Origin of the sequence: Aeromonas sp. ASNIH2, assembly GCF_002934795.1 — a bacterium.
Classification (GTDB): domain Bacteria; phylum Pseudomonadota; class Gammaproteobacteria; order Enterobacterales; family Aeromonadaceae; genus Aeromonas; species Aeromonas caviae.
In genome coordinates, this window is sequence record NZ_CP026406.1 from 3,299,905 (window position 1) to 3,321,275 (window position 21,371).

The 21,371-nt window shown below is 61.7% G+C and carries 16 protein-coding genes; 7 read left to right on the forward strand and 9 right to left on the reverse strand.

The genetic code is table 11. The annotated features are described in order from the left end of the window. Nucleotides 1-65: 65 nt before the first annotated feature. Together lysS and prfB are read right to left on the reverse strand one after the other, a co-directional pair. Complete coding sequence (gene lysS / locus C3F36_RS15780; protein ID WP_104455418.1) at nucleotides 66-1,601, reverse strand: lysine--tRNA ligase; 1,536 nt, start codon at nucleotides 1,599-1,601, stop codon at nucleotides 66-68. A gap of 20 nt (nucleotides 1,602-1,621) precedes the next feature. Further along, nucleotides 1,622-2,720 (reverse strand): peptide chain release factor 2 gene (gene prfB, locus C3F36_RS15785; protein ID WP_102948437.1). Its coding sequence is split into 2 segments (ribosomal slippage): nucleotides 1,622-2,644 and nucleotides 2,646-2,720, totalling 1,098 coding nucleotides; the frame shifts between segments, so codons are not numbered across the junction. Nucleotides 2,721-2,972: 252 nt separating this feature from the next. Here prfB and C3F36_RS15790 point away from each other — a divergent pair. Further along, nucleotides 2,973-4,844 carry a methyl-accepting chemotaxis protein gene (locus C3F36_RS15790; RefSeq protein ID WP_104455419.1) on the forward strand — a complete coding sequence of 624 codons (1,872 nt, stop codon included), beginning with the start codon at nucleotides 2,973-2,975 and terminating at the stop codon, nucleotides 4,842-4,844. A gap of 178 nt (nucleotides 4,845-5,022) precedes the next feature. Here the strand turns inward: C3F36_RS15790 and gltS are convergent, their stop codons facing one another. Next, complete coding sequence (gene gltS / locus C3F36_RS15795) at nucleotides 5,023-6,222, reverse strand: sodium/glutamate symporter (RefSeq protein ID WP_041215692.1); 1,200 nt, start codon at nucleotides 6,220-6,222, stop codon at nucleotides 5,023-5,025. A 489-nt stretch (nucleotides 6,223-6,711) separates the two neighbouring features. Here gltS and ansA point away from each other — a divergent pair, with 489 nt between their 5' ends. Beyond that, a complete protein-coding gene (gene ansA / locus C3F36_RS15800) occupies nucleotides 6,712-7,719 on the forward strand; it encodes an asparaginase (protein WP_104455420.1) in 1,008 nt (335 codons plus the stop codon). Nucleotides 7,720-7,960: 241 nt separating this feature from the next. On the opposite strand, the gene C3F36_RS15805 is transcribed toward ansA, so the two are convergent. Beyond that, entirely contained in the window at nucleotides 7,961-8,254 is a 294-nt protein-coding gene (locus C3F36_RS15805; RefSeq protein ID WP_010675423.1) for a YeaC family protein, read from the reverse strand. Between the two features lie 60 nt (nucleotides 8,255-8,314). Beyond that, on the reverse strand, nucleotides 8,315-9,748 hold the full coding sequence (locus C3F36_RS15810; protein WP_104455421.1) for a glyceraldehyde-3-phosphate dehydrogenase: 1,434 nt from the start codon (nucleotides 9,746-9,748) through the stop codon (nucleotides 8,315-8,317). 211 nt (nucleotides 9,749-9,959) lie between these two features. On the opposite strand from C3F36_RS15810, the gene C3F36_RS15815 reads away from it, so the two are divergent. Together C3F36_RS15815 and C3F36_RS15820 are read left to right on the forward strand one after the other, a co-directional pair. After that, nucleotides 9,960-10,763 carry a DUF2989 domain-containing protein gene (locus C3F36_RS15815; RefSeq protein ID WP_104455422.1) on the forward strand — a complete coding sequence of 268 codons (804 nt, stop codon included), beginning with the start codon at nucleotides 9,960-9,962 and terminating at the stop codon, nucleotides 10,761-10,763. Further along, nucleotides 10,760-11,317, forward strand: a complete 558-nt coding sequence (locus tag C3F36_RS15820) for an NUDIX domain-containing protein (protein WP_104455423.1) — start codon at nucleotides 10,760-10,762, stop codon at nucleotides 11,315-11,317. Before C3F36_RS15815 ends, C3F36_RS15820 begins: the two co-directional genes overlap by 4 nt. Nucleotides 11,318-11,379: 62 nt before the next feature. Here C3F36_RS15820 and sppA read toward each other — a convergent pair whose 3' ends face one another. Further along, nucleotides 11,380-13,224 carry a signal peptide peptidase SppA gene (gene sppA, locus C3F36_RS15825; RefSeq protein WP_104455424.1) on the reverse strand — a complete coding sequence of 615 codons (1,845 nt, stop codon included), beginning with the start codon at nucleotides 13,222-13,224 and terminating at the stop codon, nucleotides 11,380-11,382. A gap of 321 nt (nucleotides 13,225-13,545) precedes the next feature. On the opposite strand from sppA, the gene C3F36_RS15830 reads away from it, so the two are divergent. The 3 genes from C3F36_RS15830 to C3F36_RS23860 all read left to right on the forward strand — a co-directional run bounded on the left by C3F36_RS15830 (nucleotide 13,546) and on the right by C3F36_RS23860 (nucleotide 17,634). Next, a complete protein-coding gene (locus C3F36_RS15830; RefSeq protein ID WP_104456069.1) occupies nucleotides 13,546-15,573 on the forward strand; it encodes an NADPH-dependent 2,4-dienoyl-CoA reductase in 2,028 nt (675 codons plus the stop codon). Between the two features lie 107 nt (nucleotides 15,574-15,680). Further along, nucleotides 15,681-16,229: an NAD(P)H nitroreductase gene (locus C3F36_RS15835; RefSeq protein ID WP_104455425.1), complete on the forward strand. Its 549-nt coding sequence runs from the start codon at nucleotides 15,681-15,683 to the stop codon at nucleotides 16,227-16,229. A 538-nt stretch (nucleotides 16,230-16,767) separates the two neighbouring features. After that, the gene (locus tag C3F36_RS23860) at nucleotides 16,768-17,634 is read left to right on the forward strand and encodes a methyl-accepting chemotaxis protein (protein WP_324804821.1); all 867 of its coding nucleotides are present in this window, start codon (nucleotides 16,768-16,770) and stop codon (nucleotides 17,632-17,634) included. 233 nt (nucleotides 17,635-17,867) lie between these two features. Here the strand turns inward: C3F36_RS23860 and C3F36_RS15850 are convergent, their stop codons facing one another. The 3 genes from C3F36_RS15850 to C3F36_RS15860 all read right to left on the reverse strand — a co-directional run bounded on the left by C3F36_RS15850 (nucleotide 17,868) and on the right by C3F36_RS15860 (nucleotide 21,279). Then, on the reverse strand, nucleotides 17,868-18,416 hold the full coding sequence (locus tag C3F36_RS15850) for a sugar O-acetyltransferase (protein ID WP_104455427.1): 549 nt from the start codon (nucleotides 18,414-18,416) through the stop codon (nucleotides 17,868-17,870). Nucleotides 18,417-18,852: 436 nt separating this feature from the next. After that, complete coding sequence (gene prmA / locus C3F36_RS15855) at nucleotides 18,853-19,731, reverse strand: 50S ribosomal protein L11 methyltransferase (RefSeq protein ID WP_010675412.1); 879 nt, start codon at nucleotides 19,729-19,731, stop codon at nucleotides 18,853-18,855. Between the two features lie 531 nt (nucleotides 19,732-20,262). Next, the gene (locus tag C3F36_RS15860; RefSeq protein ID WP_104455428.1) at nucleotides 20,263-21,279 is read right to left on the reverse strand and encodes a zinc-binding alcohol dehydrogenase family protein; all 1,017 of its coding nucleotides are present in this window, start codon (nucleotides 21,277-21,279) and stop codon (nucleotides 20,263-20,265) included. Nucleotides 21,280-21,371 lie beyond the last annotated feature (92 nt).

Genomic DNA, 21,371 nt, shown 5'->3' on the forward strand with positions numbered 1-21,371 from the left:
CAATTGCGGGGCGTTTTGATTGCCATGGACGGCAGCGTTTTGCTGCGGCCCTGTTTCTGCGGCTCTTACTTTTGTGGACGCAAGGCCGGGAACAGAATGACGTCGCGGATGGTGTGGCTGTTGGTGAACAGCATCACCAGACGGTCGATACCGATGCCCTGACCGGCAGTCGGCGGCAGACCGTGTTCCAGTGCGGTGACGAAGTCGGCGTCGTAGAACATGGCTTCGTCATCGCCTGCGGCTTTCTGGTCAACTTGAGCCTGGAAGCGCTCGGCCTGATCTTCTGCATCGTTCAGCTCGGAGAAGCCGTTGGCCAGCTCGCGGCCGCCGATGAAGAATTCGAAGCGGTCGGTGACGTCCGGGTTCTGGTCGTTGCGACGGGCCAGCGGGGAGACGGCGGCCGGGTACTCGGTGATGAAGGTCGGTTGCAGCAGCATGTGTTCCACGGTCTCTTCGAAGATCGCGGTGATCACGTGGCCCAGCTCCCAGCTCTTCATCAGCTCGATCTTCAGACCCTTGGCGACGGCGGTGGCCTTCTCAAGAGTGGCCAGATCGTCACGGGTCACACCCGGGTTGTACTTCAGGATGGAGTCGACCATGGAGAGGCGCTGGAACGGCTGACCGAAATCGATGGTCAGGCCCTCTTCGCCCTCTTTGGCGTAACGGATCCTGGTATCGCCCAGGATGTCCTGTGCCAAGGTGCGCAGCATCTCTTCGGTGAGATCCATCAGATCGATGTAATCGGCGTAGGCCATATAGAACTCGAGCATGGTGAACTCGGGGTTATGGCGAACGGAGATGCCTTCGTTGCGGAAGTTGCGGTTGATTTCGTAGACACGTTCGAAACCACCGACCACCAGACGCTTCAGGTAGAGTTCCGGAGCGATACGCAGGTACATGTCGATGTCCAGCGCATTGTGGTGGGTGATGAAGGGACGTGCGGAAGCGCCACCCGGGATGACTTGCATCATGGGGGTTTCCACTTCCATGAAGCGCTTGTCGTTCAGGAACTTGCGAATGCCAGCCACCACCTTGGTGCGGGTCACGAAGGTCTTGCGGGACTCTTCGTTGGCGATCAGGTCCAGGTAACGCTGGCGGCAGCGGGCTTCCTGGTCGGTCAGACCCTTGTGCTTCTCGGGCAGCGGGCGCAGGGCCTTGGTCAGCAGGCGGATGGTGGAGACGTGTACGGAGAGCTCACCGGCGTTGGTGCGGAACAGGGTACCCTCGACACCGACGATGTCACCCAGATCCCACTTCTTGAACTGCTCGTTGTAGAAGCCTTCCGGCAGATCGTCACGGGTCACGTAGATCTGGATCTTGCCAGCCATGTCCTGCAGGGTCGCGAAAGACGCCTTGCCCATGATCCGGCGGGTCATGATGCGACCGGCAATCTTCACCTGTTTACCCAGGGCGACCAGTTCGTCATTGCTCTTGTCGCCGAATTCGGCGTGCAGATCGCCGGAGAGGCTGTCACGACGGAAATCGTTGGGGAAGGGGTTGCCCTGGGCGCGCAAGGCGGCCAGCTTGGAGCGACGCTCAAGCATCTCGTTGTTCAGTTCGAGAGTCTGGTCGACTTCCGGGGTGGTGATTTGTTCAGACATGGTGATTCCTGCTGCTCTGTTTACAGGCCTGATTTCAGGCTGGCTTCGATAAACTTGTCCAAGTCGCCGTCGAGTACCGATTGGGTATTGCGGGTTTCGACGCCGGTGCGCAGATCCTTGATACGGGAATCATCCAGTACGTAGGAGCGGATCTGGCTGCCCCAGCCGATGTCGGACTTGGTCTCTTCGAGGGCTTGCTTCTCAGCGTTCTGCTTTTGAATTTCCAGCTCGTAGAGCTTGGCCTTCAACTGCTTCATACACTGATCTTTGTTCTTGTGCTGGGAACGGTCGTTCTGGCACTGCACCACCACGCCGGTCGGCACGTGGGTGATACGCACCGCGGACTCGGTCCGGTTGACGTGCTGACCACCGGCACCGGAGGCGCGGTAGACGTCGATGCGAAGATCAGCCGGGTTGATCTCGATCTCGATGTCATCATCGATCTCGGGGTAGACGAACACGGAGCAGAACGAGGTGTGGCGACGGCCACCGGAATCGAACGGCGACTTGCGTACCAGGCGGTGCACGCCGGTCTCGGTGCGCAGCCAGCCGAAGGCATACTCGCCGGTGAACTTGATGGTGGCGGACTTGATGCCGGCCACGTCGCCCTCGGAGCATTCGATGAGCTCGGGCTTGTAGCCGTGGGCATCACCCCAGCGCAGGTACATGCGCAGCACCATGTTGGCCCAGTCCTGGGCCTCGGTGCCGCCGGAACCGGACTGGATGTCGATGTAGCAGTCGGAACCGTCGTGCTGACCGGAGAACATGCGACGGAACTCGAGATCCACCAGCTTGGCCTCCAGCTCGTCCGCTTCGACCACGGCTTCGTTGAAGGTCTCTTCGTCTTCGCCTTCGACGGCCAGGCTGACCAGCATCTCGACGTCATCGACGCCCTGGGTCAGGGTATCGATGGTGCTGACGACGTTCTCCAGGGAGACGCGCTCCTTGCCCAGCGCCTGCGCGCGCTCGGGTTCGTTCCAGACATCCGGCTGTTCCAGCTCGGCATTGACCTCTTCTAGACGCTCTTTCTTGGCGTCATAGTCAAAGGTACCCCCTAAGCAGCTCGGTCCTCTCAGACAGCTCCTTAAGCTTGTTTAATACAGGATTGACTTCAAACATCGTGAAAACTCTCGGGGTCGATGTGATTTAAAAACGGGATATTCTAGCCAATTGCAGAAGGAATAAACAGGGTTGGCTGGCCTCGCTCTTTTTCCTGCTCCAATTTTCCGCAGCATTTTTAAAATTTCCGCGTAAAATATCGTCACTCACGCCATTCTCCGCTTCAGTTTTGTGCGGATTGGCCGCTAACAACACACAGTGCCACGCACTCCCGATTGATCCTGTTCCCGACTCCCATAAGAAGAAAACACGATGAAAAACCTATCACTCAAGCTGAAGATACTGTTGTCTGTGGTCATCGCCTTGTCACTGGTGATCCTGCTGCTCTCCTGGCAGAGCTACAGCAGCCAGAAGTCCATGCTGCTGCAAGACAGTCAGGAACAGGTGCAACGCCTTGGCAGCCAGCAGGCCGCCAGCGTCAGCGACTGGCTTGCCGCCCGTCGTGACGTTATCCAGGCCCTTGGCAACAAGGCCGGTGCCGAGCCCCTCAACGCCCTGCAACAGGCCCAGGTGTCCGGCCGTTTCCAGCTCACCTATTTTGGTGAGGGCAGCGGCAAGATGAACGACTCCGACCCCTCCATCAACCGCGACGGTTACGATCCCCGCTCCCGTGGCTGGTATCAGGAAGCCATGGCCAAGGGCGGCATGATCGTCACCAAACCCTACCTCGACGTGGCCTACAACATTCTGGTGGTGACCCTGGCCCAGCCGGCCCAGGGCGGCGTGGTGGGGGGGGATCTCTCCATCGCCTCCCTGGTGGATGACATCACCAAGATGAAGCTGCCTGCGGACGGCTTCGCCATCCTGATGCACAAGGATGGCACCGTCATCGCCTACAAGGATGCGGCCAAGGCGATGAAGCCGGCCAGCGAGATCGACAACGATCTGACCAATGCCCTGATCGAGCAGAGCAAGGCGAGCAACAGCCTGGTGCCTGCTTTCTTCGACAACGAGGGGCGTGACAAGCTGCTGTGGGCGACGGACATTCCGGACACCGACTGGGAGCTGGTGCTGGTACTGGACAAGAGCACCCTGGAGGCGCCGCTCTCCTCCCTGCTGATGACCCAGCTCGGCCTGGCCCTGCTGGTGCTGGTGGGCAGCATTCTCGCCATCTCCTGGCTGGTCAGCCTGCTGCTCGGTCCCCTCACCAAGGTGTCCCAGGCCCTGGCCCGCATCGCCGACGGTAACGGCGATCTGACCCAGCGCATCAAGATCGACGCCAATGACGAAGTGGGCCAGCTCGCCGGCAGCTTCAATCGCTTCGTGGGCAGCCAGCATCAGCTCATCGCCAACATCCGTCAGCTTGCCAACGAGCTGAACGCCGATGCCGAACGCAGTCTGGTGACCAACCAGGCCGCGGTGGAAGAGCTGCAGCGCCAGCAACAGGAGGTGACCATGGTCGCCACCGCCGTCACCGAGATGGCGAGTGCCACCATGGAGATCGCGGGCAACGCCGAGAACACCGCTGCCGCCGCCCAGCAATCCGCCCAGAGCAGTGAACAGGGCAAGATCCTGGTGAACCAGACTCGCCAGTCCATCAACAACCTGGCCGAGGAAGTGGGGCAGGCGACCGGTGTCATCGGTGAGCTGAGCCGTCACGCCCAGGCCATCTCCGGCATCCTCTCCACCATCCAGGGCATCGCCGAGCAGACCAACCTGCTGGCGCTGAACGCGGCCATTGAAGCGGCCCGTGCCGGTGAACAGGGTCGCGGTTTCGCCGTGGTGGCGGACGAGGTGCGGGTGCTGTCGCGCCGTACCCAGGATTCCACTCAGGAGATCCAGTCCACCATCGAAACCCTGCAACAGACCACGGCCCGCGCGGTGAGCCTGATGCAGACCAGCCAGGGGTTGGCGGACAACAGCGTGAAGGATGCCGACGCTGCCGCTGCGGCCCTGGAGGAGATCACCCAGGCCGTCAGCCTCATCTCCGACATGGCGGGCCAGATCGCCACCGCCGCCGAGGAGCAGACCCAGGTGACCGGTGAAATCACCCAGAACACCACCGCCATCAAGGATGTGAGCGACGAGATCACCGCTTCCGCCATGCGCGACCTGGATCAGGCGCACAACCTCAAGGGGCGTGCCACCAACCTGAACCAGCAGGTGTCGACCTTTATTTTGTAAGGAAGGTCAGGCCGCAGTCCTACCTACCGTGGCGTCAGTAAAAAGCCCCGCACCTTGGTGCGGGGCTTTTTGTTGCCTGTCATCGGCCCCTTGGTGGGGGTCGGGGCAGCGTCCAGGGACCAGCAAGCAAAGAGCCCACCGCAAGGTGGGCTCTGTCATACGGGGCCTGCGTCCGGGATCACAGGAAGGGCAGGGCCAGGAACAGCTTGATCACCACGGCGTTGATGATGTCGATGAAGAAGGCACCGACCATGGGCACCACCAGGAAGGCCAGGTGGGAGGGGCCAAAGCGCTGGGTGATGGCCTGCATGTTGGCAATGGCAGTGGGGGTGGCGCCGAGGCCGAAGCCGCAGTGACCCGCCGCCAGCACGGCCGCATCATAGTTGCGCCCCATGACCCGGAAGGTGACGAAGATGGCGTAGAGCGCCATCGCTACCGTCTGCACGGCCAGCAGTATGAAGATGGGCAGGGCCAGGCTTGCCAGCTCCCACAGCTTGAGGCTCATCAGCGCCATGGCGAGGAAGAGCGACAGGCTGACGTTGCCGAGCAGGGAGACCTCACGGTCGCTCACTTCGTGCCAGTTGAGCAGGGTGAGCAGGTTGCGCAGCAGCACGCCGACAAAGAGCACGCAGACGAAGATCGGCAACTCGAAGACGCCGCCCTTGAGGTAGAGGGCCAGCATTTCGCCCCCTTTCAGGCTGATGGCGATGAGTGCCAGGGTCTCGATCAGGCTGAAGGTGGTGAGCGGGCGCTCCATGTCCGGCATCTCGAAGCCCTGGGGGGCGCCGTCACGGTTGTGCTCCTCACCGGGCACCTGCACTTTCTTCACCAGATAACGGGCCACCGGGCCGCCGATGAGGCCCCCCAGCACCAGGCCGAAGGTGGCACAGGCAATCGCCAGCTCGGCGGCGGATTGCACGCCGTATTTCTCGGTGAAGATGGAGCCCCAGGCCGCCCCGGTGCCGTGGCCGCCGGAGAGGGTGATGGAGCCGGCCAGCAGCCCCATGTGGGGATCCAGCCCCAGCAGGGTGGCCAGACCCACCCCCAGGGTGTTCTGCACCAGCAGCAGGCCGGTAACCACCAGCAGGAAGGTGGCCACCGCCTTGCCGCCGCGCTTGAGGCTGCCCAGATCGGCGGAGAGGCCGATGGAGGCGAAGAAGGTCAGCATCAGGGCCGTCTGCAGGCTGGTATCAAATTGCAGTTCGATCTGCAGGGTGGAACGCAGCACCAGCAGCACCAGGGCCACCACCAGGCCACCGGCCACGGGTTTGGGGATGTTGAAAGTGCGCAGGGGTCCTATCTTGTTGACCAGCAGGCGGCCAAGCAGCAGCACCAGGGTCGCGGCGACCAGGGTGGCGTAGGCATCAAGTTGTAGCATTCAGTGCTCCCATGTTGATCGGCTGTGTCTTTGGCGAGAAAGACTCACGGATCCAGCCGGGATGAAACAGAGTGGCGAACGCGCCAGTGACAGAGGGGCCGCAGCCCCGTCCCTCTGCAAAAGAGGGGGTCGACACGAGCCCGTGTTCGTCGGGCGTCCAGATGAGATTTGTGAAAAATCCGCCGGATACTAGCAAAAAACACCAAGTACATCCACATATGTCACATTAATGATTAAAACATGGTGTTAACATGGCATTTAAAACTGCCTCGCCGAGTGTGCTCCGGATCGCAACAATGCTGCTGCGGCTGTCATTTGCAGCGGCACTCTTTATAATTCGCCCGGTTCCGCCCCCACGGGAGGACACAGACCCTCAAGAGGTCTGCGGATGACCGATATTGAGCCCGCCCGCACCATCTGAAGGACGGGGGCTGTATCGGTTGAGCCCTGTTTGATTTGCCGGTTTCCAGTCCAGAGAGAGGAGAGGGTGTGAAGAAGTCCATCTACATTGCCTACACAGGCGGCACCATAGGGATGCAGCGTTCCGACCACGGTTATGTACCGATGGCGGGCTTCATGGAGGACTGTCTGGCACGGATGCCCGAGTTCCATCGACCGGAAATGCCCGATTACCATATCCACGAATATGCCCCCCTCATCGACTCTTCCGACATGACGCCGGCAGACTGGCAGCGCATCGCCGAGGATATCAAGGGCAACTACGACAAGTACGACGGTTTCGTCATTCTGCACGGCACCGACACCATGTCGTTCACCGCGTCTGCGCTCTCCTTCATGCTCGAAAATCTGCACAAGCCGGTCATCATCACCGGCTCCCAGATCCCCCTGGCCGAGCTGCGCTCGGACGGTCAGCAGAACCTGCTCAACGCCCTCTACATCGCGGCCAACTACCCGATCCACGAGGTGACGCTCTTCTTCAACAACCAGCTCTATCGCGGCAACCGCAGCAAGAAGGTGCATGCCGACGGCTTCCACGCCTTCGACTCGCCCAACTACCCGCCCCTGCTCAATGCCGGTATCGCCATCTCCCTGGAGGCAGGTGAGCTGGGCGTGCCGTGCGATCGCCCCCTGGTGCTGCACGACATCACCCCCCAGCCCATCGGGGTGGTGACCCTCTACCCGGGGATATCGGCGGAGGTGATAGCGAACATCCTGCAACAGCCGGTGCGTGCGCTGATCCTGCTCTCCTTCGGGGTGGGCAATGCGCCCCAGAACCCGGCCATGCTGGCCCTGCTCTCCGAGGCATCTGCCCGGGGCGTCATCATCGTCAACCTGAGCCAGTGCCTGCACGGCAAGGTCAACATGGGCGGCTATGCCACCGGCAACGCCCTCTCCCGTGCGGGAGTCATCTCGGGCTTTGACATGACAGCCGAGGCAGCGCTCACCAAGCTGCACTTCCTGCTGAGCCAGGATCTGCCGGCGCCGCGCATCCGTGAGCTGATGCAGCAGTCCCTGCGGGGTGAACTGACCCCCTGACTTTCCCTCTCACCCTAACCCTCTCCCAGCGGGAGAGGGGATAGATCGAGGTGGCGAGGTTTGCCATGAAGATCGCCGGCAGGTGGCCCGCTGACTGCTCGCAGGTGCGTGCCAGCTCCCTTCTCCCCTGGTGGGAGAAGGGCCGGGGATGAGTCATCCTGCATAGAGAGGAAAAAAGAGGGGAGCCATTATGGCTCCCCTCTTTCGTTTCGTTACCGCGATAGGTGACGTGCGGCCTGCCTCAGTGGCTAAGGTCGACCCGTACTATCTCTTCCTCGTCGCGATACTGACGCTTGAGCTCGCTCTTGCTCTTCATCACGATCTCGCCGTCACGGCCGATGTTCATGTGCTCGGGGTTCTCAAGGTGCATCGCCTGCCAGGCCATCACGGCCTGCAGGGAGGTGGCCTTCTGCTCCTCGGTGAGGGGCTTGCCATCCGGCCATTTGCCGAGCTCGACCGCAGTCTTGAGTCGCTCGTACACCTCTTTGGGCATCTGCGCTATCGCTTGTTGAAACGTCACTTGCTGAGACGACATCCGGCCTCTCCTTGAAAATTGAGCCATGAACACGGGTTCAGGCGGGCAGATCCTGTCGGACTATACCGGTAGATCCTGGCGGACTACGCCAGCCATCTGCTCCATCACCCGTACTACCTGACAACTGTACCCGAACTCGTTGTCATACCACACGTAGAGCACGCAGTGATCCCCCTCGGCGATGGTGGCCTGGGAATCGACGATGCCCGCAAAACGGGAGCCCACCATGTCGGAGGAGACCAGCTCGGTGCTGGCGCTGAAGTCGATCTGGCGATGCAGGGCCGAGCTCAGTGCCATCTGCTGCAGATAGGCGTTGAGGCTCTCCCGATCGGTGGTCTGTTCCAGCGACAGGTTGATGATGGCAAGCGACACGTTGGGGGTGGGCACCCGGATGGCGTTGCCGGTCAACTTGCCCTTGAGCTCCGGCAGCGCCTTGGTCACCGCCTTGGCGGCGCCGGTGCTGGTCATCACCATGTTGAGGGCTGCGCTGCGACCGCGGCGCTCGCCTTTGTGATAGTTGTCGATGAGGTTCTGATCGTTGGTATAGGAGTGGACCGTCTCCACGTGGCCGTGGCGGATGCCGTACTTGTCCTGCATCACCTTGAGCACCGGGGTGATGGCGTTGGTGGTGCAGGAGGCGGCGGAGACTATCTTGTCATCCGGGCCTATCACCTCGTGGTTGACCCCGAACACCACGTTCTTCATCTCCCCCTTGCCGGGGGCGGTCAGCAGCACCCGGGCGGCACCGCGGGCCTTGAGGTGCTCGGACAGGCTCGCCTCGTCACGCCAGACGCCGGTGTTGTCGACGATCAGCGCATTGTCGATGCCGTAGGCGGTGTAGTCGATGTCGGCCGGGCTGTTGGCGTAGATCACCTGGATGAAGGTGCCATTGGCGATGATGGCTCTGCGTTCCACATCCACCTCGATGGAGCCGTTGAAGGGGCCGTGCACCGAATCGCGGCGCAGCAGGCTGGCACGCTTCTCCAGATCCCCGTCGCGACCGCCGCGCACCACGATGGCGCGCAGGCGCAGGGAGTTGGCGGCGCCGGTGCGCTCGATGAGCAGACGGGCCAGCAGGCGGCCGATGCGACCGAAGCCGTAGAGTACCACGTCGGTCGGGGCGGGCACGGTACTGCGGTTCAGGGCCGGTGCCAGCTTGGCGCGCAGATAGTCCTCGATGCCAGCTTCATCCTGGTGATCCTGCCAGTAGCCCACGGCCAGTTTGCCGAGATCGACTTCGGCGGCGGTGGGGTTCAAGGCGACGATGGCGCGCAGGAGAGGGAAGCTTTGCTGGATGGGCAGCGGGGTGCCCTGGTGGCGGCGAACGACCCGGTGGGCCTTGAGGATATCGATGGTGGAGGCGTTTTGCAGGGGGCGTCCGTAGAGGGTGATCTCTATCCCTTGCTGTCGGTAGAGGCGACCTATCAAGGGTTGCATGGCTTCGGCGAGCTCCTGGCTCTCCTGCCACGCCTGCAAGTAGTGCTCGTGGGTCATTAACCAGATCCTTTTATTTCACGTTGTTGAAGCAAGTTGCCTGGGCAAATTGAAATTCGTCGAAGGCAGATCAGTGTAGGGCTGATGGTTTCGTTATATTATTCTGCAATCGCGGCCTTATACGGCGCGCGCATTGTAATGGATATGTAGCCTGTTTGCTAGTTGGCGGTGGCCGGTGCGGGTTGCGATTGTTATCAACCAGATGTGAACCATGACCCTATTCTCACAGCGTCCGTTACTGCTTTCCCTCGCTTGTTGCCTGACGTTGACGGCCTGCGACGACGACAGGATCCACAACATCTGCTCCCAATATCCCGCCCTGTGCGCGGACCTGGTGGACGACGGCTGGTGTCGCTATGAGCGCAGCGACGTCATTCGCGGTCGTTACTATCTCCAGGAAGAGGGGACGGACAGGCGCAAGTACGATCTGATGCGCGGCCTGGAGCGTTATCTGCAGTGCGCCGAGCACTCCACCAATATCGAGTACAAGCGTGCCAGGGAGCAGAAGAGCCCCAGAGTGGAAGGGATGCTGGCCGCCGGCCGTCAACTGGAGCAACTGGACGCTCAGACCCGGGGTTCCCAGGATCCCTACCTGCTGCTCTGGCACTGGACCAACAACACCAGTCCCGAGGCCCGCGCCAGCTTCCTCGCGCAGGAGGGGACGCCGAGCCTCGAGGAGCCCGAGCTGCAACTGGCGCTCGGCGGCATTTATGCCAAGAGCGAGCCCGAGAAGGCCATCAGGCTGATGCACCATGCGCTCTCCCTCTATCGGGAGGGGGACAAGGTCAACAGCCGGATCCTCACCGCCCTCAGCACCCTCTACATGGGGCAGAAGCGATTTGATCAGGCTTATCTGTGGGGCAAGGTGAGCGAGTCATTCCAGGAGAGCCCCGAGGTCTCCGCCACCCGGCTCGGCATTTACCATGCCATCGGCAAGGAGGAGCAGGAGACGCTGGACGACCAGGCGTCCACCATCGTCGACGCACTCAGGCAGGGGAGCTACCGCACACCATGAATCCGACCCTGACAGAGGTCCGGGAGTGGGCCCATCCCTTCGATATCCGCCTCGTCCACGGCCAGATCCGCGGCGAGGACAGGGTGCTTGAACGGGCCACGGTGAGGGCCGTGGTGATGCGTGGTGATCAACTGCTGCTGGTGCACTCCCGCGTCAACGGGGATCTCATGTTCCCCGGTGGCGGCATCGAGCACGGGGAGGCGCACGATGCGGCCTTGGCCCGGGAGCTGCGGGAAGAGTGTGGCGCCGAGCTGGTGGCCGTGGGCCCCCTGCTGGGAGAGACCCGGGAGTATCGTGCCGCGCGCGAGCCGGATTACGATGCCTACTGCATCCGATCGTCATATTACCTCTGCCGGGTCGGGGAGGACTGGAGTGCGCCGCGCCCCCAGCCCTACGAGATCCGCCTCGGCTTCACGCCGGGCTGGTTCCCCCTGGCCGAGGCCCTGCAAACCAACAAGACCCAGCTGGCGGGTCCCTGTCCCCAGTGGACGGCGCGAGAGACCCGGGTGCTGGCAGAGTTGCACCGCTGGCAAGCGTCCGGCTTGCTGACCTGACAAGGCCGCTTGCCCCATAAAAAAACCGCCTGTCGGCGGTTTTTTTATGGCTGTCCCCGGCGTCAGGGGAGACAGACCGGGCAGAAGGCGTAGGTGCCCTGGGGATCGTTGAAGCGGGTCAGCGGGTCCAGAGTGCGGTTCATCTCCAGCAGCGCCTTGCCAAGCCCGGCGGGCAGCCAGCTTTGCAGGTGCGGGGCCAGCGCCTGGGCGCTGCTGTCAAACAGCTCGCGCAGGAACTTGTCCCTGGCAGACTCTTCCGGTGCGATGGGGGTGACCTGCCAGCTCTTGAGGTTGGCGAGATCGGCGGCCGCCTTGAGGGCGTCATCCAGATTGCCAAACTCGTCCACCAGCCCCAGTGCCTTGGCATCCTGCCCGGTCCAGACCCGGCCTTCGGCGGCTTTTTCCGCCTCTTCCGGGCTAAGGCCCCGGCCCTTGCCCACCAGGCCGACAAAGCGCTGATAGGTGTCTTCCACGCTCAGTTGAATGGCTTCACCCACGTGATCCGGCAGGGCACGGGTCAGCCCGACCCCCACGAAGTCGGTGGTGCCGACGCCGTCGGTGTGTACCCCGTACTGGGAGAGCGCCTTGTCGATGGTGGCGAACATGCCGAACACCCCGATGGAGCCGGTGAGGGTGGTGGGGGAGGCGAAGATCTTGTCCGCATCGGCGGAGATCCAGTAGCCACCGGAGGCAGCGTAGCTGCCCATGGAGATGACCACCGGCTTGCCCGCCTGTTTCAGGGCCAGCAATTCGGCGCGGATCTGCTCGGCGGCGAAGGCGCTGCCGCCCGGGCTGTCCACTCGCAGCACCACGGCTTTCACCTGATCGTCACGGCGGGCTTCTGCCAGCAGATCGGCAAGGCTGTCGCCGCCGATGGTGCCGGCAGGCTGGACGCCATCCATGATGGCGCCGCTGGCGGTGATGAGGCCTACCTCATCCTTGCCGCTCTGGGGGTACTGCTCCGGGATGGCGGCCAGATACTCTTTCAGGCCCACGCCCTTCCAGCCGTGATCATCGTCCTCGCCCACTTCCTTGATCACCGCCTGGGTCATTTCGTCGCGGGTGGCGAGCTGATCCACCAGACCGTTGTCGAGGGCGTAGCTGGCCGCATTGCCACCGGCCTTGCGCAGCAGTTCGAGGAAGTGATCCTTGTTCGGTGCGACGGCATCCGGCTCGATCTCCCGCTGCTCCGCCACGTCGGCCACATAGGATTGCCACAGCTGATCCAGCCAGCGCTGGTTCGCCTCCTTGCTCTCGGGGGACATCTCGTCCCGGGTGTAGGGCTCGACGAAGGACTTGTAGGTGCCGACCTTGAAGACGTGCGGGGTGATGTTGAGCTTCTCCAGTGCCGACTTGAAGTAGGTCTGGTAGACACCCAGCCCCTCGATCAGCACGGCACCACTCTGGTTGAGCAGCACGTGGTCGGCGTGGGCGGCGAGCAGATAGGCCCCCTGGCTGTAGTAGTCCGCCATGGCGATGACCGGCTTGCCGCTCTCCTTGAAGGCGTCGATGGCGGCCGTCACCTCCTGCAGTTTGGAGAGGCTGGCCCCTTGCAGACCCTGGGGCTTGATCACCAGCGCCTTGATGCGATCGTCATTCCCCGCACTCTTGATGGCCCACAGCAGATCGGAGAGGACGATTTCGCTTGGCTGCTCGTCCCCCTTGTCCATCTGCCTGAGCAGTTGCACCGTGGGATCGGTCTGGGTGCGCTGTTCTACCAGCACACCGGAGAGATTGAGGGTGAGCGCCCCCTCGATGGGGGTGCTTGGGGTCTCGCTCTGGCTGACGCTGAAGACAATGACCAGCACGACGAGAAGAAACAGCAGGTTGACCAGCATCAAGCGGGTAAAGTTGAGCAGGCGCCAGAGGCTGCGAAAGAGCCATCCCAGACCTTTGAAAATAGACATAGCTGCGTTGTCGCCCTGTTAATGGGTTGAGAGCAGCCATTATTAACCAGTTGCGCAGCCAATTGCCATTTCCCCTTGAGTCGACTGCCTCCCCGCCACTTCGGAACACAGCTGTTCGCTGAAAAAATGTCCAAACATTTGTTTGAAAAAGAGTTTTCGATTCTTTACTCTAGCTCCAGTTTGATAACAAAAAATTAACTGAAAGGCCCGATGAGCCGGCCCCACCTCCACCTACCCCTTCTTTTTACTGCCCGTCACCCGAGGCAGCCAGGAAGGCTGGAGCATGACCCCGTGCACATCGACCTCGACAAGGAGTGCATCATGAGCCGTTATCCCACGCTGCTGACCCCCCTCGATCTGGGTTTTACCCAGTTGCGCAACCGCGTACTGATGGGGTCCATGCACACCGGCCTCGAGGAGGAAAAGGGGGGCTTTGACAAGCTGGCCGCCTTCTATGGCGAGCGGGCCCGTGGCGGGGTCGGTCTCATCGTGACCGGCGGTATCGCCCCCAATTTGCGGGGGCGGCTGGAGCCCCACGGCTCCCAGCTGAGCTTTCCCTGGCAGGTAGCCAAACACCGCAAGGTGACCGAGGCAGTGCACCGGGAAGGGGGCAAGATAGCGCTGCAGATCCTTCATGCGGGCCGCTACGCCTACCATCCGTTCAGCCTGGCGCCGAGCGCCCTCAAGGCTCCCATCTCCCCGTTCAAGCCGCGGGCCATGAGCGAGCGGCAGATCCGCGGCACCATTCGCGACTTCGCCGCCACTGCGGCGCTGGCCAAGGCGGCCGGTTATGACGGGGTCGAGGTGATGGGCTCGGAAGGCTATCTCATCAACCAGTTCATCTGCGAACGCACCAACAAGCGCACCGATGGCTGGGGCGGCAGCAGCGAAAACCGCATGCGCTTCCCGGTGGAGATTGTCCGCGCCATCCGTGAGCGGGTGGGCACGGATTTCATCATCATCTTCCGCCTCTCCATGCTGGATCTGGTGGAGCAGGGCTCCTCCCTTGAGGAAGTGATCGCACTTGGCCGGGCACTGGAGCAGGTGGGGGTCACCCTCATCAACACCGGTATCGGCTGGCACGAGGCGCGCATTCCCACCATCGCCACCAGCGTGCCGCGCGGTGCCTTCAGCTGGGTGACCGCCGAGCTGAAAAAGCACCTCAAGGTGCCCCTCATCACCACCAACCGCATCAACACCCCCGAGGTGGCGGAGCGCATCCTGGCGGGCGGCGAAGCGGACATGGTCTCCATGGCGCGCCCCTTCCTGGCAGACCCCGAATTCGTCATCAAGGCGGCTGAAGACAGGGCGGACGAGATCAACACCTGCATCGCCTGCAACCAGGCCTGCCTCGACCACGTGTTCAAGCAAAAGCGTGCCTCCTGCCTGGTCAATCCCCGCGCCTGCTTTGAGACCGAGTTGACGTTTGGCCGGGTGCCCCAGCCCAAGAAGCTGGCGGTGGTGGGGGCGGGTCCTGCCGGGCTGGCGTTTGCCTGCTACGCCGCCGAGCGGGGCCATCAGGTAAGCCTGTTCGATCAGGCGAGCGAAATCGGCGGCCAGTTCAACTTTGCCAAGCAGATCCCGGGCAAGGAGGAGTTTCACGAGACCCTGCGCTACTTTGCCAAACGGCTTGAGAAGTGCGGCGTCGAGCTCTATCTGGGCCAGCGCCAGAGTGCCGAGAGCCTCTTGGGCGGCGGTTTTGACGAGGTGATCCTCGCCACCGGCATCCGCCCGCGCACCCCCAATATCCCGGGTATCGAGCACCCCAAGGTGTTGAGCTATCTGGATGTGCTGCGGGATCACAAGCCGGTGGGCGAGAAGGTGGCGGTCATCGGCGCCGGCGGCATCGGCTTCGATGTGGCCGAATACCTGGTGGAAAAGAGAGGATCGCCGGATGCTGAAAGCCATCGCGATCACTGGCTCAAGGAGTGGGGTATCGACAAGCAACTGGGTGAGCGCGGCGGCCTGACTACCCCCGAAATCGATGCCCCCGAGCGCCAGATCTGGTTGCTCCAGCGCAAGGAGAGCAAGGTGGGCGACGGCCTTGGCAAGACCACCGGCTGGATCCATCGCACCGTGCTCAAGAATCGCAAGGTGCAGATGCTCTCCGGCGTCCAGTACCTGCGTATCGACGATGCCGGGCTTCACATCCAGGTGGGCGACCAGCAGCAGTGCCTGCCGGTGGATCAGGTGATCATCTGTGCCGGACAGGAGCCCCTCAAGGAGTTGCAGGCCGGTCTGCAGGCTGCTGGCAAGCCGGTGCACATCATCGGCGGTGCCGACGTGGCCGCCGAGCTGGATGCCAAACGCGCCATCCGTCAAGGGGCGGAGCTGGCTGCCGTCATCTAGCCTCCCGGCCCTTTCGTATCCTGACAAACCCCTGAACCTCAGGGGTTTTCTTCATCTGGTGCTGTGCTAAGGTAACGCCATCATCGCCTTTGACAAGGAACTGCCCCATGGATGCCCTCCATCTGTTACTCAATCGCCACTCCTGTGGTCGTCTGGCCGAGCCTGCCCCGAGTGGCGAAGTGCTCGACAATATCCTCAAGGCCGGGCTGCGGGCGCCGGATCACGGCACTCTGACCCCCTGGCAGTTCATCCTGTTTGAAGGGGAGGGGCGTGAGCGTCTGGGGACATTGCTGGCCGATGCCGCCCATGCCCGTGGCGAGGATGCGGACAGTGTCGAGAAGTGCCGCGTCGCGCCACTGCGTGCTCCCCTGGTGATCGCGGTGGCGACCCGTTATCAGGCGCACCCCAAGGTACCGAAACTGGAGCAGGAGCTCTCTGCCGGTTGCGCCCTGATGGCGATGCAGATGGCGGCCCAGGCCCAGGGCTTCAACGGCATCTGGCGCTCCGGCTGGTTCATCTTCGACGAGCAGATCCATGGTGCACTGGGGCTGGCACCGGAGGATCAACTGGTGGGCTTCCTCTACCTTGGCACCCCCATGCTGGAGGCCCGCAAGCTGCGCGAGTTGCCCATTCAGGACTTCGTGCGCAACTTCTGAAGCACAGAACGCCAAAAGCCCTGATTATTAAGGGCTTTTTTGTTTTCTGACAAAGCCGTCAGGCTGTACTGATAAATGCGCACTTGCCAAGAGGGTAGAAGGGGGTTGGCCGGACATTTTTTGAATTGTGAGAGATTCTTCTCACTCCTGGTTTATTACGCTATGTAAAACGTTTGCGCCACGTTATTATCCCACTGCCAGTTTAGAAGGTGACCCCTTCTAATTTTCTGCGATGAGAGTCGCAATTCCGTAGCACCTTTTTAGAGCCCAACGTCTTGATGACATTGGGCTTCATTTTTTGCGGGATCGGCACGTCAGCGTTCTTTCTCCTTTGCCTCTTCTCTACCTCACCCGGCCTCTTTGTGGCGATCTTTTGCACAGTCATTGATGTGGCCTCGATTGGAATCAGGATCAGGGTCAAATATCCTGCATTTGCAGGTGAAATCCGGCCCGGGATCCGCCAGCATCGGCAGAGACAAGAGAGCCAGAGGCTTCCCTTCGACGTCGACTGCCCGCACCTATGCCATCCGGAGGCGATATGTGGTTCAACCGCAAGCTTGAAAAAGAGAATCAACAGCTCAGGGAGGCGATGCTTCTCAAAGAGCAGCAGCACCAGAGCGAGCTGGCCGAATTGCGTGCCACCATCGGTGAATACGAGCACATGCAGCGCACCAGCCGGGAGCGTGGCGATCTCTTCAATCAGGTGATCTCCTGCCAGAATCAGGGAGGTGAGATGCTGCAGAGCGTGCGGGAAGCGCTGGCCGGCAGTGCCGAGCACCTGATGGCGGAAAAGGGAGCACTCTGCGAGCTGGATCAGCTCTTTGCCCAGACCAGGGGCGCCATCACCCGTCTTTCCAATCGTGCCCATGCCATCACGGATGAGGCTGTTCGCAGTCTCACGGCCGTCCATCAGCTCGATGCCAGCACATCCGCCATCAACCAGTTCGTGACCGCCATCCAGGGTATTTCGGATCAGACCAACCTGCTGGCACTCAATGCGGCCATCGAGGCGGCCAGGGCCGGTGAAGCTGGTCGAGGATTCGCCGTGGTCGCCGATGAGGTGCGTCAGCTGGCGAGCAAGGCTCATGAAGCCAGCAGCCAGATCGAGGTGCTGGTCAAGCAGATAGTGGCCCAGGCACAGGAGATCAAGTCCATCATCGATGACAACCAGGCCAGTGCCGCCGAGGTGGCGACCTCTTCCTCCCAGATCGATGTGGTGGTGACCCAGGTGCTGGCACAATCAGGCCGGATGCAGCAGGTGATCCACAGTGCGGCCTCCACCTCCTTCCTCAATACCACCAAGCTGGATCACGCCGTCTGGAAGAACACCATCTATCGGCTCATCGATCAGCAGCATTTTCACGAGCCGGTGAGCGACCACGCTCAGTGCAGGCTGGGCAAATGATATTTAGAGGGGCAGGGGGCCGAGCTCTTCGCCCACAAGCCGGGCTTTCGTGAACTGGATGGGCCCCACAAGCGGGTCCACGAGAGCGGCAAGGCCGCCCTGCACGCGCGCGAGCAGGGGGATATCAAAAGCATGGTCGAGCAGCTCAAGACCATGGAAAACGCCAGCATGCAGGTGGTGCACTGCATCGACCGCTTGCTGGAAAGCGCCTGAGCGAGCCTCGGGCCTTCCGCTCAACCTTTGACTGGCAGCAGCCGTGCCGGGTTGCCTGCCACCCTGGCACCGGCCGGTACATCTCTGGTCACGACCGAGCCCGCACCCACGACGGCTTCCCGCCCTATGGTGACGCCGGGCAGCAGAATGGCGCCGCCGCCTATCCAGACCCTGTCTTCGATGGTGACCGGCAGTGCCGTCTCAACCCCCTGAATGCGCTCATCGGCGTCCAGCGCATGGGCGGCGGTGTAGATCTGCACGTTCGGCCCAATCATCACCTCGGCACCGATGCGAATGGGGGCATTGTCCAGCAGGGTGGCCCCCATGTTGATGTAGCTACCCTTGCCAAGGTGGATGTGGCGGCCATAGGTGCAGTAGAGGGGCGGGCAGATGAAAGCACCCTGTGCCAGCTCGCCGACGATCTGCAGCAGCAGTGCCAGCTGTTCATCCCCCTCGTCGCTGCGATTGAAGCGGCGGTACAGGCGAGCCGTCTCCCGGCGCAACAGATCCAGCTCTGGCGCCATGCAGTTGTAAGGCTGGCTGGCGATCATCTTCTCGTATTCGGTCATGACTGGGCCTCGATGGGGTGGAGGAAGAGAGGATAAGCCATCGGGAGGCAGAGAAGCGTGAGGTTCTCCCCAGAGTGGGCAGAAGGAGAACGGCGTCCGGAAACGACCTAAGTGTTGCCGCTGTGGCTTGTCAGCCGAGTGTGTGGCCAATGGGTTGGCAACTGCCGTGGCTTGTTGTTTATCAGCCGAGTTTGCGGCCGATGGGTTGGCAACTGCCGTGGTTTGTTGCTTATCAGCCGAGTGTGCGGCCGATGGGTTGGCAACTGCCGTGGCTTGTTGTTTATCAGCCGAGTGTGCGGCTGATGGGTTGGCAGCCACCGTGGCTTGTTGTTTATCAGCCGAGTGTGCGGCTGATGGGTTGGCAACTGCCGTGGCTTGTTGCTTATCAGCCGAGTGTGCGGCTGATGGGTTGGCAGCCACCGTGGCTTGTTGTTTATCAGCCGAGTTTGCGGCCGGAGAGGCGGCACCACTCTTCCTTCACCGCAGTCGGGTCCATCTCGAACCACTGGCCATAGATGGTCTCCAGCTCTGGCGCCTGGCTTTCCAGCACGCCGGAGAGGGCCATCAGGCTGCCCGCCTTGCCGTGGCCGGCGATAAGCGGCGCCAGTTCCCGCAGCGGGCCGGCCAGGATGTTGGCGACCACCACGTCCGCTTCGACGTCTTGCGGCTGATCCGCCGGCAGGTAGAGTTCGATCTGGTCGGCAACGCCATTTCGCTCGGCGTTGTCACGGCTGGCCTGGATGGCCTGCGGATCGATATCGATGCCGATGACCCGGGCAGCCCCCAGTTTCAGGGCGGCGATGCCGAGGATGCCGGAGCCGCAACCAAAGTCGACGACGGTTTTGCCGGCCAGATCCAGCCCGTCCAGCCACTGCAGGCAGAGCGCCGTGGTGGGGTGGGTACCGGTGCCGAAGGCCAGGCCCGGGTCCAGCATGACGTTGACCGCATCGGGGTTCGGCACGTCGCGCCAGCTCGGGCAGATCCAGAGCCGCTCGCCGAACTGCATGGGGTGGAAGTGATCCATCCACTCGCGCACCCAGTCCTTGTCTTCCAGCTGTTCGACCTTGTAGCCCACGTCTTCTCCGAAGATCTGCTGGAAGAAGGCGATGGTGGGAGCCGGATCGGTTTCGGCATCGAACAGTCCCATTACTTCGGTCTCGCCCCAGAGCGGGGTTTCACCGGGCATGGGCTCATAGACGGGCACATCCTTGGCATCCATAAAGGTCACCGCCTGGGCCCCACGCCCCAGCAGCATGTTGCTCACCTTGTCTGCGGTCTTGGCAGTGGCGTTGATTCGAATTTGTATCCAGGGCATGGCGTCGGCTCTTCATAAATGTGAAACCGCGGGATTCTATCATCATGGGCCCGTGCTGTCGTGGTTTGACCATGGCCTCATGGGGAAGGGAGGTAACTCTGCCAAGTTGGCACGGTTAATGTATTCCTTCATGGGTGACGGGAAGCAACTTGTTCCCGCTGAATGCTTTGCTCTATGAAGTTCCGTCATCTTTTTTCAGCCACCTTCGGGTGGCTTTTTTTATGCCGGTGCGCTGAAAAGCGGTTAATTGGGGGGGAAAAGCAGAGATTGGCACGCTATCTGCAAAGTTACAGATGTCCTGCATAAGGATATGTGTGTGATTGTTACCCCAACGTTCAGGTTTTTAGGGCCATCCCGACGGGATGGCCTCTTTTTTATGGTTTTTTCGGGGGAGATGCCCCGTCAGGGACAAAGGTTACCTGCGGGGCTGTGCACTCTTGGGGCTTGTCACTGGTGATTTCACCCCATGATGGTGCATTTATTTACCTACAAGGGAATAGTCAGGACGACGATACCCGCTCTGGCGGCGCCTCAGCGATGGAAACCGCTCATGTCGATCACCAGCTTGCCCACCATGCGACCCGCTTCCAGCTCGGCATGAGCCCGGGCCAGGGTGAGGGGCGTCAGTTCGGGCACCACCTTGCTGAGGGTGGTCTTGAGCACCCCTTCATCGATCAGGGCCGCGACCCGGCCGAGCAGGTTGTGCTGCTCTATCATGTCCGGGGTCTGGAACAGGGAGCGGGTAAACATGAACTCCTGGCTGAAGGTGACGCTCTTGGGTTTGAGCAGACCCAGATCCCAGGGTTCACTGGACTCGGCGATGGTGCAGATATGGCCAAACGGACGGATGAGGCTGGCCATGGTGTTCCAGTGCTGCTCGGTGGCGTTGGTGCAGAAGATGGCATCCACCTCGCTGATGCCGAGCGCCTTGAGCTCCGCCTGCAGATGGTGATGGCTCACCACCTGGTGTGCCCCCATGTCCAGGCACCACTCCCGGGTTTCGGGGCGCGATGCGGTGGCGATCACCTCCATGCCGGTAAGCTGGCGGGCGAGCTGGATGGCGATGGAACCGACTCCGCCGGCGCCCCCGATGATCAGCAGTCGCCCGGTGCTTTCGCGGGTAAGGCTCATGCGCTCGAACAGGGTTTCCCAGGCGGTGATGGCGGTGAGCGGCAGGGCGGCGGCTTCCAGATCGGTCAGGGTGACTGGGGCGATGGCGGCAATGCGCTCGTCCACCAGTTGCAGGGCGCTGTTGCTGCCCGGGCGGCTGATGTCGCCGGCATACCAGACCCTGTCACCGGCCTTGAACAGGGTGACGTCGCTACCGACGGCGATCACCTCGCCCACGGCGTCCCAGCCCAGCACGCGAGGGTTGCTTTCGACCTTGTCCTTGGGGGCACGTACCTTGGTGTCGACCGGATTGATGGAGGTGGCGTTGACCCGTACCAGCAGATCCCGCGGGCCCGGTGTCGGATCGGGCAGATCGCTCTCGATGAAGCAGTGGGGGTGGTTGCTTGGCAGATAGTGAGTCAGGGCGATGGCTTTCATGGCTTTTCCTTTCAAATAGCAGTGTTCGGGATTGCCACTCACTCTAGTCTGGATGATTATCAAGATTAAGATGGGTAATTGGTAAAGACTGT

What these genes read in the sequence shown, in the direction of transcription:
- lysS (WP_104455418.1), bottom strand. Translation starts at nt 1,601, where the DNA reads ATGTCTGAACAAATCACCACCCCGGAAGTCGACCAGACTCTCGAACTG.
- C3F36_RS15790 (WP_104455419.1), top strand. Translation starts at nt 2,973, where the DNA reads ATGAAAAACCTATCACTCAAGCTGAAGATACTGTTGTCTGTGGTCATC.
- gltS (WP_041215692.1), bottom strand. Translation starts at nt 6,222, where the DNA reads ATGCTACAACTTGATGCCTACGCCACCCTGGTCGCCGCGACCCTGGTG.
- C3F36_RS15805 (WP_010675423.1), bottom strand. Translation starts at nt 8,254, where the DNA reads ATGTCGTCTCAGCAAGTGACGTTTCAACAAGCGATAGCGCAGATGCCC.
- C3F36_RS15810 (WP_104455421.1), bottom strand. Translation starts at nt 9,748, where the DNA reads ATGACCCACGAGCACTACTTGCAGGCGTGGCAGGAGAGCCAGGAGCTC.
- C3F36_RS15815 (WP_104455422.1), top strand. Translation starts at nt 9,960, where the DNA reads ATGACCCTATTCTCACAGCGTCCGTTACTGCTTTCCCTCGCTTGTTGC.
- C3F36_RS15820 (WP_104455423.1), top strand. Translation starts at nt 10,760, where the DNA reads ATGAATCCGACCCTGACAGAGGTCCGGGAGTGGGCCCATCCCTTCGAT.
- sppA (WP_104455424.1), bottom strand. Translation starts at nt 13,224, where the DNA reads ATGTCTATTTTCAAAGGTCTGGGATGGCTCTTTCGCAGCCTCTGGCGC.
- C3F36_RS15830 (WP_104456069.1), top strand. Translation starts at nt 13,546, where the DNA reads ATGAGCCGTTATCCCACGCTGCTGACCCCCCTCGATCTGGGTTTTACC.
- C3F36_RS15835 (WP_104455425.1), top strand. Translation starts at nt 15,681, where the DNA reads ATGGATGCCCTCCATCTGTTACTCAATCGCCACTCCTGTGGTCGTCTG.
- C3F36_RS23860 (WP_324804821.1), top strand. Translation starts at nt 16,768, where the DNA reads ATGTGGTTCAACCGCAAGCTTGAAAAAGAGAATCAACAGCTCAGGGAG.
- C3F36_RS15850 (WP_104455427.1), bottom strand. Translation starts at nt 18,416, where the DNA reads ATGACCGAATACGAGAAGATGATCGCCAGCCAGCCTTACAACTGCATG.
- prmA (WP_010675412.1), bottom strand. Translation starts at nt 19,731, where the DNA reads ATGCCCTGGATACAAATTCGAATCAACGCCACTGCCAAGACCGCAGAC.
- C3F36_RS15860 (WP_104455428.1), bottom strand. Translation starts at nt 21,279, where the DNA reads ATGAAAGCCATCGCCCTGACTCACTATCTGCCAAGCAACCACCCCCAC.